This window comes from Anaerococcus rubeinfantis, assembly GCF_001487145.1.
Taxonomy (GTDB): domain Bacteria; phylum Bacillota; class Clostridia; order Tissierellales; family Peptoniphilaceae; genus Anaerococcus; species Anaerococcus rubeinfantis.
This window is the reverse complement of sequence record NZ_LN913016.1, coordinates 767939-784302: the sequence shown is the minus strand read 5'-3', so window position 1 is coordinate 784302 and position 16364 is coordinate 767939. Positions and strand designations below refer to the sequence as shown.

The following is a 16364-nucleotide window of genomic DNA, read 5'->3' as shown; positions in this document are numbered from 1 at the left end:
TTAATCTAAATTGTACAATTCTGTTGATAAATATCTTTCACCAGTATCTGGTAAAACAGTAACAACTACCTTTCCTTCACCAATTTTATCAGCTATTTCAATAGCACCAGCTACATTAGCTCCTGATGAAATTCCAACAGCTAAAGCTTCATTTTTTGCAAGTTCTCTAGACATTTTAATAGCATCATCGCCTTTTATATCGACAATTCCATCTACTATATCAAAATCTAGGTTTTTAGGAATGAAATTTCCACCAATCCCTTGGATTTTATGTCCTGAAGCTTTTCCACCAGAAAGTAAAGGACTTTCAGCAGGCTCAATTGCATAAATTTTTACATTTTCATTATTTTCTTTTAATCTCTTACCAACACCTGTTACAGTTCCACCTGTACCAACTCCAGCTATAAAAGCATCTGGAGATATTTCTTCCAAAATTTCAACACCTGTTGTTTCGTAGTGAGCTTTAATATTTGCAGGATTTGAAAATTGATCTGGCATAAAATATCCATCTTTTTTTGATAATTCAACTGCCTTATCAACCGATCCTTGTAAAGCATTTTCAGTAGTTCTTATAACTTCTGCACCGTAAGCTTCAGCAAGTTTTGATCTTTCTATGCTCATAGAACTTGGCATTGTCAAAATGCACTTGTATCCCTTTGCCGCAGCAAGAGCAGCCAAAGCTACACCAGTATTTCCACTTGTAGGTTCAACTATTGTGTCACCTTTTTTCAATTTTCCAGATTTTTCAGCTTCCTCAATCATATATAAAGCTATTCTATCTTTAATTGATCCAGCAAGGTTATTTTTCTCAACCTTAACATATATATCAGCTCTTCCCTCTTTTTTAAGAGAATTTAATTTTAAAAGAGGTGTATTTCCTATTAATTCTTGTGCGTTTTTATTTATTGTCATTTTAACTCCTTTTAAAAATTAAAAGTATTTTATCAGTTATCCTAAACATTATATTAGAAAAAAAATTTCTTTCAATTAATTCATAGTAAAAAGATATGAATTCTTTGTAAAAAAAAGAAAGCCAAGAGGCTTTCCTTTAAATTTTATTATTAAGCATTCATTTGGCTTTGAACTTCTTTAGCGAAATCTTCTTCTTTTTTCTCTAAACCTTCACCAACTTCAAATCTAGCAAATCTTCTAATTTTAATATTTTCTCCTACATTATTAGCAGTATCTCTTAAATATTGTTCAATTGTTAAATCTGGATTTTTAATATATTGTTGGTCTAACAAGCATACTTCTTTGAAATATTTTTTAAGTCTACCTTCAACTTTTTTGTGAGCTATCATTTCTTTTTTGTCTTCAGGCATATTTTCATTAGCTTCATTCATAGCTTGTTTGATTAATATTTCTTTTTGTTCTGCCACATCTTTTTCATCAGCATCTTCCTCTGAAATATAAAGTGGATTTAAAGCAGCTATATGCATAGCGATATTTCTAGCAAATTCTTTAACAGTATCAGTGTTTGCTGAGAAATCTGTTTCTGTATTAATTTCAACAATAACACCTATTTTATCATTATGAATGTATGAACCAATTACTCCTTCTGCAGCTATTCTATCAGCTTTTTTATCTAGAGTAGCTTGTCCTTTTTCCTTTAATAGTTTTATAGCATTATCTATATTACCATCGGTTTCAGTTAAAGCTTTTTTACAATCCATCATTCCAGCGCCAGTTTTTTCTCTTAATTCTTTTACTAATTTTGCACTTACTGCCATAATATCCTCCTAATTATTCCTCTATTGATTCTTCTTCATTTTCTTCAGATGATTGTTCAGATTCTTCTTCATCAGTCTCTGCTTCTTCGAAGTCTTCCTCACTTACAGCGAATTCGCTACCTTGGTTTCCTTCTATAACAGCATCTGCCATTAGTGAAGTTATAAGTTTTACAGCTCTTATAGCATCATCATTTCCTGGTATAGCTATATCTACAACATCTGGATCACAGTTTGTATCAACAATTGATATAACAGGAATTCCTAAAATTCTTGCTTCGTGAACTGCTATTTCTTCGTTTGATGGATCAACTACAAATAATACATCTGGTAGCTCTTCCATATCTTTGATACCACCAAGATTTTTTTCTAATTTATCCATTTCTTTATTTAATTGTAAAACTTCTTTTTTAGGTAGAAGATCAAATGTTCCATCTTCTTCCATTGTTTCATATTTTTTAAGTTTGTTTACAGAATTTCTGATTGTGTTAAAGTTTGTCAACATTCCACCTAACCATCTGTTAGATACATAATATTGACCACATCTTTTAGCTTCTTGTTCTATGGAATCTTGAGCTTGTTTTTTTGTTCCTACGAATAAAATATTTCCACCTTCGCTAGCAATATCTCTAATTGTTTCGTAAGCTTTTTCAATTTGACCTGCAGTTTTTGCTAAATCTATAATATAGATTCCATTTCTTTCTGTGAAGATGAATTTTTTCATTTTTGGGTTCCATCTTCTTGTTTGGTGACCGAAATGTACACCAGCTTCTAATAATTTTTTCATTGATACTATTGACATATATCTTACCTCCGTTTATTTTCTTCCATCTTTTTCACCTAGATTTTAAACCAATTTAAATTAGCAACGCAAACCTATCCAAAGATGTGCATAGTACTTATGTAATATACCATAAATTTTAATATATTACAAGTTTATTCAAACATTGCTTCCACAAATGATTTTGAATCAAATTTTTCTAAATTATTTATTCCTTCTCCTACTCCAATATACTTAACTGGTACTTCAAGTTCAACTTGAAGAGGGAAAATCACGCCACCTTTTGCAGTTCCATCAAGTTTTGTTAAGATTAATCCGCTTATATCACAAACATTTTTAAATTCTCTAAGTTGGCTTATAGCATTTTGTCCTGTCGTTGCATCTAACACCAATAAATTTTCTCTATTTGCATTATTAGCGTGAGTTGAAATTGTTCTATTTATTTTTTCAAGCTCATTCATAAGATTTTTTTTGTTATGAAGTCTTCCAGCTGTATCACAAATTAATACGTCTGAACCATTGGCTTTTGCTGCTTGTATAGCATCAAAAATTACGGCAGATGGATCTGACCCTTCTTTATGAGCAATCATTTGTGTATTTGATTGTTTTGCCCATAAGTCAAGTTGCTCTATTGCTGCTGCTCTAAAAGTATCAGCAGCTGCTAAGGTAACCTTGTGACCTTCTTTTTTTAGGTTATAAGCAAGTTTTCCGATAGTTGTAGTTTTTCCTACACCATTTACTCCAATAACCAAAATAACACTTAGCTTTTCTTTTGATACATTTAATTTATTTTCTAAATTTTTTTCATCTAATTTATTTTCCATTATTTCTTTTAATAAAGGAAAAATTTCTTCTGAATTTTTGATTGATCTTTCTTTTATTTCATCTTTTAATTGATCTACAATTTCGATTGTAGATTGCATTCCTATATCAGCAGATATTAAAATTTCTTCTAATTCATCATATAAATCATCGTCAATTTTTACATTGGCAGTAAATAAGTTTTTAAGATTTGATGAAAATTGTTCTCTAGTTTTTGATAAACCCTTAGATAATTTAGCAAAAAAACCTAAGTCCTCATCTTGATCTTTTTTTTCTTCAAAATTATTATTAGCTAATTGTTCATTTTCTATTAAATTTTCTTCTACATCATCTTTATTATATTCTTCATCTATGTTTTCTTTTAGTTGATCAGAAGTTTCTTCATTTTGAAAAGGCTCTTTTTCTAATTTTTCATTATCAACTTCTTCATCTTTATTTTTTTTCTTAAAAAATTCAAACATTTTATCTCCTTAATTTATATCGCTTGGATTTAATGCTACTAGTATACTTGTATCTTTACTTTTATTTATAAAATAATTTTTAAGTCTTACAAGAAAATCAGAAATTTCTTCTAATTTTTCATCTTTTAATTTTATAATTATATTGTATCTGTATTTGTTATTAATGCGAGATATTTTACATGGATTTGGTCCAATTATTTTTACTTCTCTATCTTTTTCGTATTCTAAATCGAGATAATATTTTATTTTTTTTGAAATATCCATACATTTTATTCTTGACTCATCTAATACTTTTATAGTTATCAAATTTACAAAAGGCGGATATTCAAATGCTTTTCTTGATTCAATTTCATAATTATAAAATCCTTGGTAATCATTTTTACTTGCAGCATTTATTACAAAATTATCAGGTCTATAAGTTTGTATTATAACTTCTCCTTTTTTATCTGCCCTACCAGCTCTTCCTGAAACTTGAGTTAAAAGCTCAAAACTTGTTTCATAAGCAGTATAGTCATCAATATTTAATGATAAGTCTGCACTGATTATTCCAACTAAAGTAACATTATCAAAATCAAGCCCTTTCGCAATCATTTGAGTTCCTATGAGTATATCTACTTTATTATCCTTCATATTTTTATACATCAAGTTATAAGTCGACTTATCTTTTGCAGTCATAGAATCCATTCTAATAACTTTAGCTTTTGGAAATAATTCTTTTATCTCCTCTTCCAATTTTTCAGTTCCTGCTCCAAATTCTTTGATTTTTTTTGATCCACATGCAGGACAAATTTGAGGTTGATTTTTAGTCCTTCCACAATAATGGCAAACTAGCTTTGATACATTTTTATGATAAGTCATCGAAACATCGCAAGCTTCACATTTAATAACATAGCCGCAGTGCCTGCAAAAAGTAAATGAATTGTGACCAATTTTATTTAAAAATAAAATAACTTGTTCATCTCTTTTTAATTTTTCATTTATTTTTTCATATAAAATCGAGCTTATCATAGAATAGTTTGAATTTTTCAATTCTTCTCTCATATCTACTATATGAACTTTTGGAAGCTTGCCATTTACCCTTTCTTTTAGTTCAAGTAAATTATATTCTCCATCCAAAGTTTTTGTCATAGTTTTTATCGATGGGGTTGCTGATGCAAAAATCAAAGTTGCCTTGTTATAATCTCTCCTAAACAAAGCTAATTCATCTGTGTGAAATTTTGGATCTTGGGAAGATATATAACTTTTATCATGTTCTTCATCAATTATTATGAGACCAAGATTTTTAAATGGTGCAAATATTGCACTTCTTGCCCCAACAACGATTTTAACTTCTCCATTTTTTATCATTCTCCATTGTTGAAATCTTTCTTTTTGACTAAGCCTTGAATGCATTATGGCAATTTTTTGCTTAAATCTTCCTTGAAATCTTTCTATAGTCTGAGGAGTTAAAGAAATTTCTGGAACAAGTATTATTGAATCTTTTCCTTTTTTCAAATTTTCTTCAACAACTTGTAGAAAAACCTCAGTTTTTCCACTTCCAGTAACTCCTTTTAATAAAAATGAAGAATCCGGATTTTTTATTATTTTTTTAAAAGCTGAATTTTGTTCGTCATTTAAGGTGAATTTATGATATTTTTCAATATTCTTTACCAAAGCCTTGTTGACTTCAATTTTTCTAATATTTAGGATATTTTTTTTAACTAAAGAATCAAAAGAGTTTTTACTAGATTTGGTTTTACTTAAAAGTTCTTTATATTCAACTTCTGTATTTTTTCTTAAATAATTTATAATATCTTTTTGTTTTATAGCGTTTTTTGATATTTTACTATCATCAAAATTTTCTTTTAAACTCACAAAAATATCATAATTTATTTTTTGGTTTGAACTTATATCAAAATATGAATTTATTAGCCCCTTATCCTTGTATTCATCTAAAATATCCTTATTTAAGTCATACTTATTTAAAAGCTCATCCAAGGATCTTTTGCTTTCAAAAACATTGTAAAATTTATCTTTTTTATCTAATTTTTTTGTTTTATAAAAATATTCTTTTATTTCTTTTATATTTCCAGCAGGTAGTACTTGTCTAATACAAGATCTTAGTGGTGAAAGATATCTTTTATTCATAAAAAAAGCTAGATTTATTAGCTCATTATCAACTAAGGCTTTTGAATCTATGATTTCTACTACATCTTTAGTTTCAAAATCATCATCAATATTTTCTACTATATCGTAAACAAAGGCAATAGTATTCTTATTGCCTTTGCCAAATGGGACAATAACCCTCATCCCTTTTTTTATTTTATTTTTAAATTTATCAGGTATATGATAAGTAAAAGACCTATCCAAAAATCTACTTTTACTATCAAGTATTACATAACAATACAATTTATCACCTAGACTAAAAGATCTAAAATTCTATTTGCCAGTTCTTTCTTTGTCATTATATCAAGTTTTTCAACCTTATCTTTTGAGAGAATTGATGCAATATTTGTATCAACATCAAATCCTGCTCCTTTCTTTTTAAGATCATTAGCTATAATATAATCAGCTTTTTTAGATTCTAATTTGATTTTCGCATTTTTAATAAGATCATCTGTTTCTGCAGCAAAACCAATTAAAATTTGCTTATCTTTTTTATTTCCAAAATATTTTAAAATATCTATATTTTCAATCAATTCCAAATTTAAATTGTCGCCATTTTTTTTGATTTTTTTATCGCTTACTTCTCTAACCTTATAGTCTGTTGGAGCTGCTGACATTATCAAAGCATCGCAATTATCAAAATCCATTTCGATTGCATCTTTTAAATCCTTATTTGTTCTAATATTAACTTTATCAATACCAGATGTATCCATAGGATTTACAGGTCCTGAAACTAATTTTACATCAGCTCCCCTTTTGAAAGCTTCGATGGCAATATTATATCCCATTTTCCCACTTGATTTATTTGTGATAAATCTTACATAATCTATTGGTTCCACTGTTGGGCCTGCAGAAACAATAATTTTCTTTCCCTTTAAATCTTTTTTTGTAAAATAATAATCAAGATATCTAACTATATTTTCAGGCTCTTCCATTCTTCCGTCTCCCCTAGTATCACATGCTAGAAGACCAGAATTAGGATTAATTATATGTACTCCTCTTTCTTTTATTATTTTTAAATTATTTTGGGTCGACTCATTGTTTAGCATATTTGTATTCATAGTTGGTGCAACTATAATATCTTTGTCACAAGCTAAAATAGATGCTGTAAGCATGTTATCTGCTATTCCATAGGTCATTTTTGCAAGTGTATTCGCACTTAAAGGCGCAAGTAAAAAAACATCCGCCCATTTTGGAAGTTCAATATGATAAACTTTGTCATGATGACCTTCAAACATGTCAGAATAAACAATACATTTGCCCATTGTTTCAAATGACAAAGGACTTACAAATTCACAAGCTGCCTTTGTCATTATTATTTTTAAATTTGCTCCTTCTTTTTTTAATCTAGAGCATAGTTCTAAAGTTTTATAGGCCGCTATTCCCCCACTTACACCAAGGAGAATATTTTTACCCTTAATCATTTTTCTTAACTTTTCCTTCCATTATTTCATGTAAAGCTTGAGTAACAGGTTTATCTTCATTATCTTTGGTCAATAAATCTGAACCATTTACAATTCTTCTTGCCCTTTTTGCTGCCATCATGCAAATTTCATATCTGCTTGAACTTATTTCTGATAATTCTTTAAAAGATGGATTATTCATATTTACTCCTTTTCAAAATCTATATCTTCTCTAAAAACCCTATGTTTTTCTGCATTTATTATTTCATTAACTAAATTTATAGCAGAATTCAAATGATCATTTACAACTAAATAATCATAATTTTTTATATAAGATAATTCTTTTCTCGCATTATTCATCCTTAAATTGATGTCACTTTCTGTTTCAGTTCCTCTGTTAACTATCCTATTTTTTAGTTCGCTAAGGCTAGGAGGCGCTAGAAAAATATAAACCCCATTATCAATATTTTTCTTAACATTTAATGCTCCTTGAACATCTATTTCTAAAATAACTATCTTACCTTCATTGATTTTTTCTTCAACAAAATCTTTTGGTGTACCATAATAATTATCATGAACTTTTGCGTACTCTAAAAATTTATCTTCTTCAATCATTTTTTCAAATTCTTCATGACTCTTAAAAAAATAGCTTACCCCTTCTATCTCACCAGGTCTACTTTTCCTAGTTGTAACAGAAACTGAATAAACTAAGTTTTTCTGTGTATTCATAAGATCATGCAACACTGTTCCTTTTCCAACACCTGAAGGTCCAGATATTACTAATAAAAATCCTTTTTTCATCGTGCCTCCTTATTAGTACTATTTTACTTTATGGAAAAATTTAGTTCAAGTTTATTATCTGATATAATTATAGATATAAAAAATAAAGAGGTGATTTAATGAGTTTTGATGGTTTAGTTACAAAATCCATAACTTATGAAATAAAAAAATTATTGCTGGGTGGTAAAATTCAAAAAATAAGCCAACCTTCAAAAAATGATATAATTTTTAATATATATTCTGTAGGAAAAAGTTACAAATTATTATTAAGTGCAAATAATAACGAGGCGAGGGTTCATATAACTGATAAAAAATATGAAAATCCAATAAGCCCCCCAAATTTTTGTATGGTCTTAAGAAAGCATTTAAATCAAAGTAAGATTGTTGATATTGACCAATATAAACTAGATAGGGTTATAATCTTTCACATTTCATCAGTTGATGAGATGGGATTTGATATTTCAAATAAATTAATTGTTGAAATTATGGGAAAATATTCTAACATAATTTTAACCGATGAAAATTACAAGATAATTGATTCTATAAAAAGAGTAAATTTAAAAATGTCTTCTGTTAGACAAATACTACCAGGACTTTCTTATAATTTTATTGAAAGTGAGAAAATAAATATTTTAGATTCTGATTTTTCTGATGATATATTAAAATTAGACAAAAATATACCAGATAATCAAAATCCACAAAAGTTTTTATACCAAACTTACCTAGGATTTTCTCCTACTATTGCTAAAGAGTTAATCTACAGATCCAATATTGATCCTAGAATTAATTGGGGTCTTGTAAGTGAAGATGAGAAACATTTGTTAAACCAAAATCTTTATAAGCTAAGAAATAATCTTATAGAAGATTCATATAATCCTGTTTTATATAAGGACAGTAGAAAGTACAAAGAATTCTACTTTACAGAATTAAAATCTCTAGGATTTGAAAAAGTAGACTACGAAAAAATGAGTTGTGCTATTGAAACTTTCTATGAAAGTAACAAGTCTAATGACAGATTAAGACAAATTAAAAATAATTTAATAAGAAAAATTAACAATCAAATTAAAACTGTAAATAAAAAAATAAGTATTTTAAATAAAAATTTGGCAAAAGAATCTAATATGGAATCTTATAGGATGAAAGGTGACCTATTAGCTGCAAATGTTAATAAACTAAAAAAAGGAGATAAAGAAATTATCCTTAATAATTTTTATGATGAAAATAAAAAAATAAAAATTAATCTTGATGATAGAAAAAATCCTTGGGAAAATGTTGATTCTTATTATAAAAGATATAAAAAAATTAAAAATTCTATAGATTTTGCAAAAATCGACCTTCCAAAAGAAGAAGATTTCCTAAGCTATTTAGAACAATTAAGAGATTTTGTTGAAAGAAGTGAAAGTATAAACGATTTGGATGAAATAAAAGAAGAATTAATAGAAAATAAGATAATAAAAAATACTAGTAGAAACAAGAAAAAAAATAAATCTAAATCAAAACCAATACAATTTAAAACTCTTGATGATAGCACAATCTTTGTTGGAAAAAATTCAAGACAAAATGATTATATAACCTTAAAACTTGCAGGTAAAAATGACTATTTCTTCCATGTGAGAAATGCACCAGGAAGTCATGTTATTTTGAAAACTAATTCGCTGACAGAAAATGATATAAAAATAGCTTCTTATCTTGCAGCAGAAAATTCATCACAAGCTAAATCAAATAAGGTTGATGTAGATTATACTGAAAAAAAGAATGTAAGAAAAGAAAAAGGCGCTAAACTTGGTATGGTCTATTATGAAAACTTCAATACAATTACAGTTGATATGACTAACAATCCAAGTAAGCTCTATAAAAAAATAAAATAAATACAGAAAAACCCAGAAATAAGATTCTGGGTTTTATATATAATCAAATTATTATTTATTATTTACTGCTTCTTTTAAAGTTTTACCTGCTTTGAAAACTGGTGCTTTTGAAGCTGGAATTTTAATAACTTCGTCAGGTTTTCTAGGATTTCTTCCTTCTCTTGCTTTTCTGTCTCTAGTTTCAAATGTACCGAATCCTACAAGTTGAACTTTTTCTTCTTTTTGAAGTGATTCTGTTACTGTTTCAATAAAAGCATTTAAAGCTCTTTCAGCTTCAACTTTTTTAAGTCCACTTTTTTCTGAGATATTAACTAATAATTCTGATTTATTCATATATCCTCCTTATAAATCAATCTTAATCTTATTCTGCTTAACTCTAAATTAGATTATACATAAATATTTTATTTATTTCAAGCATTTATCAAATAAAAAGCTTGATATTTGAATTTTTTATAAGTTTTTCCAAATATTTATTATATTCATTTTCTAAATAAATCTCTTTTGCATCAAGAAGTAAATTCTTTTTATTTTTGCTTTCCGAATTAATCATTAAAATAATATAAGAATCTTTAAATTTAAATACATTTCCAATAACATTTACTTTTGATAATGATGATTTTTTAAGCAAGGGATCATCTTCATATACAAAATCTGACCTATACACATCATAATTTTTAATTCTTAATTTCATTTTCTTCTTGAAATCCTCAGAATTTTTAATAGATTCCCTTACTTTTATAGCTTCATTTTTATCATCAAAAATCAAACAATCATACTTGTATTTTTTTTGGAGATTTTTATTCTCCTCAAAATATTTAAGTATTTCAGAATCTTTAATATTATTATTGTTTAAAAAATAATCATAATGCTTTTTTCTTATAGAATCTTGGTAGGTAATTTCATCAAATTCATCTTCACTAACACCAAATGTTTTTACATTTTCTAGTAAAGAATCCTTTGAAGAAATTTGTTCTATAAGTTTGTCGATTGTTTCTTTTGAATCATTTTTGGTAACTTTAACCTTGTTTTTCTTCAAATCATTTACCATTACCTGGTCAATAACAAGAGAATCTAGAAGATTAGATTCTAATTTTTTATAATTGGAATTCCCTTTTTTAGATTTTTCTTCTAAAAAATTGTCACCATACTTTTTTATATAATATTTTTGATAGTAGCTTAATTCTTTTTCAAATAACTCTTTAGATATACCTTCATTATCCACAACAGCTACATACTTATCCTTATCAAATTTTTTTGAACAGGAAGTTAAAAAAATACAAAAAACACTAATTATTAGAATTACTATTTTCTTTTTGTTCTTCATCTTTTTTAGAATTTTCAGTTGAGTTCTTGTCCTTTTCTGTTTCTTTCTTTTGAGGACCATCTTCTGTAACAACTTTTGCCTTGTTAAATAATTTAGTCAAATAATCAGCATATTTTTTATCATTTAATTTTTTAGAAATTTCTTCTTTTAATGCTTCAGGAGAATCTTTTTTATCTTCAACTTTTATAATATGAAATCCATAAGACGTCTTAACAGGACCAGAAATTTCACCTTTTTTCATAGCAAAAGCTTTATCTGCAAATTCTTTAACCATTTTATCTTTTGTAAAATATCCTAGATCTCCACCTTTGCTTGAATTTGCTGTATCTTTTGAATATTCTTTAGCAAGTTTTGCAAAATCCTCACCATTATCAAGTTTTTCTTTTACTTCTTTTGCAGTATTTTCATCAGCTAATAAGATATGACTAGCTTTAACTTGAGCTAAAGAGTCTTTATTTTCTTCATAATATTTTTTTAATTCTTTCTCATCAACAGGATTTTTTTCTTCAAACCAAGCTCTGTGTTTTTGATAAATTTCATCTTTTTTTATTGTTTCTTTAAATTTATCACTGCTCATATTGTAATCTTCAAGCATTTTATCAAATTTTTCTTGGCCACCAAATTGTTGAATGTATTGTAAAAATTTATCGTTGAGTTCCTTATCATCAACTTTTACCTTATTTTTTTTCATATCATCTGCGATAAGTTTATCTTGAACCAACATTTGTACAATAGAAGGTTTTAGTTGTTGTTGGCTTGCAAGCATAGCAGAGTAAAAACTCATTTCATCTTTATAAGCATCTTTTGTTATTTTTTCTCCACTAACTAAAGCGACTGCATCATCAGGTAATTTTTCACCTTTTGCACTTTCTGAAGTTTCGGTTTGATTAGAACCAGTATCTTTCTTGTCCTTATCTGCATTATTTCCACAAGCACTTAAAGCAAAACTAGTTGCTAAAACCAAGGCTATTAATTTTTTATTCATTTTTTCTCCTTAACATTTTTTATAACTTTTAATAATTCGTAACAGTCTAACAATTTTGTATTTTTATTTGGTAATTTAAAAGATGGATTTTGAGATAAGTCAAATGAAATCTCATTGTGATAATCTTCATTTATTTTGGACAATTCTTCAAAAGTAAATTTATTTCTATCTTCATAAGAAATTTTTATTTCATTTTTAACTTCCCTAATTTCATCAAAACCTAATTGATCAGCAAGTGATTTTATCAAAGATACATACATAAGATTATCAACCATCAAAGGTATATCTCCATACCTATCAATTAAATCTTCAACTAATAAACTATAATCTTCTAAATTTTCAATTCGTGAAATTCTAGTATAAATTTCAATTTTTTGACTAGAATCTTCAATATATGAATCCGGAATGTAAGCATCGACTTTTAAATCTATATATACATCATTATAATCTTTCCTATAGATTTCTTTTCCACTTGCCTTATTTACAGCTTGTTGCAAGAACTTAACGTACAAATCATATCCAATAGCTTCGACTTGACCACTTTGACTTTCGCCTAAAATATTTCCTGCTCCCCTAAGCTCTAAATCTCTCATGGCTATCTTATAACCACTACCAAAATCAGAAAAATCTTTTATAGATTTTAATCTTTTTTCACCTATTTCAGTTAATATTTTTCCTTTTGCATAAGTAAAATAAGCATAAGAAGACCTAGATGAACGACCAATCCTACCCTTTAACTGGTAAAGTTGGCTCAGTCCCATCATGTCAGAATCATAAACTATAATTGTGTTTACATTTTGTATATCCATTCCCGTTTCAATAATAGTCGTTGCTAGTAAAATATCAGTTTGACCACTTACAAAATCTTCCATAATTTTTTCTAAACTTTTTGCAGACATTTGACCATGTGCGATTTCTATATTAGCATCAGGTATTAATTCTTTTAAATGATTATATATTTTTTCAATATTGTAAACTCTGTTATATACAAAATAAACTTGTCCATCTCTATCAAGCTCTTTTTCAATTGCTCTTTTTATAATTGATTCATCATATTCTAATACATAGGTATTTACAGGAAGCCTTCTTTCAGGAGGTTCATCTAAAGTTGACATATCTCTAATTCCTGTAAGAGACATTTGTAAAGTTCTAGGAATTGGAGTTGCAGATAAGGTGAGGACATCTATATTTTCTTTTAGTTTTTTTAGTTTATCCTTATGTCTAACACCAAATCTTTGTTCTTCATCGATAATTAACAAACCTAATTTTTTAAATTTAATATCTTTTGATAAAAGTCTATGAGTTCCTACAATAATATCTACTTTTCCACTTTTTAGGTTCTTTATATTTTTATCTTGGTCTTTTTTGCTGACAAACCTAGATAAAAGAGCACACTCGACCGGAAAATCTTTGAATCTTTCTTTCATTGTTGAAAAATGTTGGCTTGCAAGAATTGTTGTTGGGACTAGAAAACAAACTTGATATCCATCCATTATAGCTTTAAAAGCTGCTCTTAGGGCAACTTCAGTTTTTCCATAACCAACATCTCCGCACAAAAGCCTATCCATAGGTTTTATATCTTCCATATCATTTTTTATTTCATCAATTGACCTATTTTGACTGTCAGTTTCTTCATAAACAAATGAATCTTCAAATTCTTTTTGCCAAGTTGTATCTTTACTAAAAGCATGACCTTTGGCTTTTGATCTTTTAGCATAAAGTTCTACCAAATCATCTGCTATCTCATCAACTGCCTTTTTTGCTCTTTGCTTAGCTTTTTTCCATTGATTGCTTCCAAGCGATGAAATTTTAGGCTTATCCCCCTTGTTACCAATGTATTTACTTACCAAATCCATTTGATCAACCGGAACAAATACCTTGTCATTTCCCTTATACTCAATTACAAAATAATCTTTTTTTGTATTATTTACCTCTATTTGGGAAATTCCCTTATAAATTCCTATTCCGTTATTTTCATGAACAACATAATCACCAATTTCAATATCGGAATAATTTATTATATCCTTAGCACTAACAGGCTTTTTAGTCTTTTTTCTATTTCTATGTTTTTCTTTTCCAAAAATATCCCTGTGGGAATATAAATTTATTTTAAAATCTATAAAAATATAGCCTCTTGATATTGAATTTTCGGCTAAAATAATATTGTTCTTATTTAAATCACTATCAAGACCTAGTGCATAGCTATTGATGTTATTTTCATTAAATATATCCTTAATATTTGTAAGTGATTTTTCATCAGATGCAAAAATAAGAACTTTTTCATTGTTTTTTATGATTGATTTTATATTTAAAACAAAATTTTCTATATTTTTATTGAAATTTTCTTGTTCAATAGATTTTAATTCTATGATTTTTCTTGCCTTAATCAGATTATTATTTTTTAAAAGAGATGAAGAATTTATTATTGGATAAAATTTTATATTTGTAAAAATTTCTTTGATATCTAATTTAATATTTTTAAAAGATGAAAAAACTTCTTCATTTTCCATCTGACTAGTTAAATCTAGATCTAATTTTTCCTTATAATCTTTGAAATTATCTATTGACCTATTTAAATCTTGAAAAATAAATAATGAATCCTTATCAATATAATTAAAAAAACTATCAAAATTGTTTTTTCTATAAGGAGTAATCAAATCCTCATTTGCTATATATAAGCTATCTTTAAGATAAGAAATAATTTGCCTATATTTATCTTTTAATTTTACAAGTTTCCCATCATCAGATATTGCAGATAAATCATTTTCAATTTCTTTAATTACATTATCATAATCATTCTTATCATAAATTAATTCTTTTGTAGGTCTTACTATGATTTCATCTATATTTTCTAATGATCTTTGTGTATCTTTATCAAAAAATCTAATAGAATCAATTTCTGTATCAAATAGCTCTATCCTAATTGGATTATCATATTCAATTGGCCAGAAATCTATGATTGATCCTCTAATTGAAAATTCTCCCTTAGACTCAACCAATTTTGAAAAATCATAATTTAATTCAATAAATGACTCTTTTATTTTCCTTAAATCAATTTCACTTTCTATATCAATTTTAAAAGATTTATTTTCAAATATTTTTTTTGGTGTTAATTTATTTCTAAGTCCATCTAAACTTGTAGTTATAATAAATTTCTCACCATTAATAAGTCTAATTAAAACTTCTAATCTTTTTATTTCATTGTTTTTTTCAAGATTTTTAATATTATAATAATTTATTTCAGTTGATGGAAAATACATGCATGTATCTTCTACAAAAGAATTAATATCATCACACATAAGCTTGGCTTTTTTTTCATTTTCACAAATTATAACCAAACTTTTTTTAGTATAATGAAAAATCGTCTCATATATATGAGATTTACTTTCATCAGTCAATCCATGTAAAAAAATAGGAGATAAATTTTTATAATTTTCTATAATTTCTTTTACTTGACCAATATTATAAATTTCATTAATAAGACTATTCATTATCTTCAACTAACCTTTTAGAATTATACATACTCATAGTTTTATCTATTCCTTCTTCTAAAATCATCTCAATTGATTCTCCTACAAGCATTATTTCTTCTTCTAGGATTTTTGCTTCGTTTTTTGAAAATCCACTCAAAACAAAATTAGCTAGATCCATATAAGATGGTTTTTTTCCAACTGCAACTTTTATTCTTGGAAAATCATCAAATTCTAAATTATAAATTATTGACTTCATTCCATTGTGAGTCCCAGCTGAGCCTTTTTTTCTAATTCTAATACTTCCAAAATCAATATCTATATCATCATAGATAACTATGAGCTTATCGTGTTCAAAATCAAAATATTTGTATATTTCTCTTATAGCTTCTCCTGAATTATTCATATAAGTTTGAGGTTTTACAAGCATAACTTTATGGCCAGAAATTACTCCCTGGCCAATCAAAGATTTAAATTTAATTTTTCTCACATCTATACTATATTTTCTAGCTAAATAATCTATACTTATAAAGCCAGCATTATGTCTTGTATTCTCATACTGTATCCCAGGATTACCCAAGCCTACAATATAATACAT

General features: G+C 27.0%; 14 protein-coding genes. 1 reads left to right on the top strand and 13 read right to left on the bottom strand.

Going from position 1 to position 16364, the window contains the following annotated elements:
- The 8 genes from cysK to gmk form a co-directional block, all read right to left on the bottom strand.
- The gene (cysK, locus tag BN3265_RS04625; RefSeq protein ID WP_058990389.1) at positions 1-912 is read right to left on the bottom strand and encodes a cysteine synthase A; all 912 of its coding nucleotides are present in this window, start codon (positions 910-912) and stop codon (positions 1-3) included.
- Positions 913-1061: 149 nt separating this feature from the next.
- On the bottom strand, positions 1062-1733 hold the full coding sequence (gene tsf, locus BN3265_RS04620) for a translation elongation factor Ts (RefSeq protein ID WP_187367061.1): 672 nt from the start codon (positions 1731-1733) through the stop codon (positions 1062-1064).
- 10 nt (positions 1734-1743) lie between these two features.
- Positions 1744-2529: a 30S ribosomal protein S2 gene (rpsB, locus tag BN3265_RS04615; RefSeq protein WP_058990387.1), complete on the bottom strand. Its 786-nt coding sequence runs from the start codon at positions 2527-2529 to the stop codon at positions 1744-1746.
- A 134-nt stretch (positions 2530-2663) separates the two neighbouring features.
- The gene (gene ftsY / locus BN3265_RS04610) at positions 2664-3791 is read right to left on the bottom strand and encodes a signal recognition particle-docking protein FtsY (RefSeq protein ID WP_058990386.1); all 1128 of its coding nucleotides are present in this window, start codon (positions 3789-3791) and stop codon (positions 2664-2666) included.
- Positions 3792-3800: 9 nt separating this feature from the next.
- Positions 3801-6179 (bottom strand): primosomal protein N', encoded by a 2379-nt coding sequence (gene priA / locus BN3265_RS04605; protein ID WP_058990385.1) that lies wholly within the window; start codon positions 6177-6179, stop codon positions 3801-3803.
- A gap of 8 nt (positions 6180-6187) precedes the next feature.
- On the bottom strand, positions 6188-7360 hold the full coding sequence (gene coaBC / locus BN3265_RS04600; protein WP_058990384.1) for a bifunctional phosphopantothenoylcysteine decarboxylase/phosphopantothenate--cysteine ligase CoaBC: 1173 nt from the start codon (positions 7358-7360) through the stop codon (positions 6188-6190).
- Positions 7353-7541 (bottom strand): DNA-directed RNA polymerase subunit omega, encoded by a 189-nt coding sequence (rpoZ, locus tag BN3265_RS04595; RefSeq protein ID WP_058990383.1) that lies wholly within the window; start codon positions 7539-7541, stop codon positions 7353-7355. The genes coaBC and rpoZ overlap by 8 nt, the downstream gene beginning before the upstream one ends.
- Positions 7542-7543: 2 nt before the next feature.
- Positions 7544-8140: a guanylate kinase gene (gmk, locus tag BN3265_RS04590; protein ID WP_058990382.1), complete on the bottom strand. Its 597-nt coding sequence runs from the start codon at positions 8138-8140 to the stop codon at positions 7544-7546.
- A 98-nt stretch (positions 8141-8238) separates the two neighbouring features.
- Between gmk and BN3265_RS04585 the strand changes: the two genes are divergently transcribed.
- Positions 8239-9987 (top strand): Rqc2 family fibronectin-binding protein, encoded by a 1749-nt coding sequence (locus tag BN3265_RS04585; protein WP_058990381.1) that lies wholly within the window; start codon positions 8239-8241, stop codon positions 9985-9987.
- A 51-nt stretch (positions 9988-10038) separates the two neighbouring features.
- Here BN3265_RS04585 and BN3265_RS04580 read toward each other — a convergent pair whose 3' ends face one another.
- The 5 genes from BN3265_RS04580 to pth form a co-directional block, all read right to left on the bottom strand.
- Positions 10039-10320 (bottom strand): HU family DNA-binding protein, encoded by a 282-nt coding sequence (locus BN3265_RS04580; RefSeq protein ID WP_004813313.1) that lies wholly within the window; start codon positions 10318-10320, stop codon positions 10039-10041.
- A gap of 88 nt (positions 10321-10408) precedes the next feature.
- Positions 10409-11311, bottom strand: a complete 903-nt coding sequence (locus tag BN3265_RS04575) for a SurA N-terminal domain-containing protein (protein WP_058990380.1) — start codon at positions 11309-11311, stop codon at positions 10409-10411.
- Positions 11274-12296: a peptidylprolyl isomerase gene (locus BN3265_RS04570; protein WP_058990379.1), complete on the bottom strand. Its 1023-nt coding sequence runs from the start codon at positions 12294-12296 to the stop codon at positions 11274-11276. Before BN3265_RS04570 ends, BN3265_RS04575 begins: the two co-directional genes overlap by 38 nt.
- Complete coding sequence (gene mfd / locus BN3265_RS04565; RefSeq protein ID WP_058990378.1) at positions 12293-15787, bottom strand: transcription-repair coupling factor; 3495 nt, start codon at positions 15785-15787, stop codon at positions 12293-12295. Before mfd ends, BN3265_RS04570 begins: the two co-directional genes overlap by 4 nt.
- Positions 15780-16364 carry an aminoacyl-tRNA hydrolase gene (gene pth / locus BN3265_RS04560; RefSeq protein ID WP_058990377.1) on the bottom strand — a complete coding sequence of 195 codons (585 nt, stop codon included), beginning with the start codon at positions 16362-16364 and terminating at the stop codon, positions 15780-15782. Before pth ends, mfd begins: the two co-directional genes overlap by 8 nt.

Excerpts from the sequence above, each read along its gene's own strand:
- BN3265_RS04575 (WP_058990380.1), bottom strand. The coding sequence starts at position 11,311 with ATGAAGAACAAAAAGAAAATAGTAATTCTAATAATTAGTGTTTTTTGT.
- BN3265_RS04585 (WP_058990381.1), top strand. The coding sequence starts at position 8,239 with ATGAGTTTTGATGGTTTAGTTACAAAATCCATAACTTATGAAATAAAA.
- coaBC (WP_058990384.1), bottom strand. The coding sequence starts at position 7,360 with ATGATTAAGGGTAAAAATATTCTCCTTGGTGTAAGTGGGGGAATAGCG.
- BN3265_RS04580 (WP_004813313.1), bottom strand. The coding sequence starts at position 10,320 with ATGAATAAATCAGAATTATTAGTTAATATCTCAGAAAAAAGTGGACTT.
- rpsB (WP_058990387.1), bottom strand. The coding sequence starts at position 2,529 with ATGTCAATAGTATCAATGAAAAAATTATTAGAAGCTGGTGTACATTTC.
- cysK (WP_058990389.1), bottom strand. The coding sequence starts at position 912 with ATGACAATAAATAAAAACGCACAAGAATTAATAGGAAATACACCTCTT.
- ftsY (WP_058990386.1), bottom strand. The coding sequence starts at position 3,791 with ATGTTTGAATTTTTTAAGAAAAAAAATAAAGATGAAGAAGTTGATAAT.
- mfd (WP_058990378.1), bottom strand. The coding sequence starts at position 15,787 with ATGAATAGTCTTATTAATGAAATTTATAATATTGGTCAAGTAAAAGAA.
- gmk (WP_058990382.1), bottom strand. The coding sequence starts at position 8,140 with ATGAAAAAAGGATTTTTATTAGTAATATCTGGACCTTCAGGTGTTGGA.
- BN3265_RS04570 (WP_058990379.1), bottom strand. The coding sequence starts at position 12,296 with ATGAATAAAAAATTAATAGCCTTGGTTTTAGCAACTAGTTTTGCTTTA.
- pth (WP_058990377.1), bottom strand. The coding sequence starts at position 16,364 with ATGTATTATATTGTAGGCTTGGGTAATCCTGGGATACAGTATGAGAAT.
- rpoZ (WP_058990383.1), bottom strand. The coding sequence starts at position 7,541 with ATGAATAATCCATCTTTTAAAGAATTATCAGAAATAAGTTCAAGCAGA.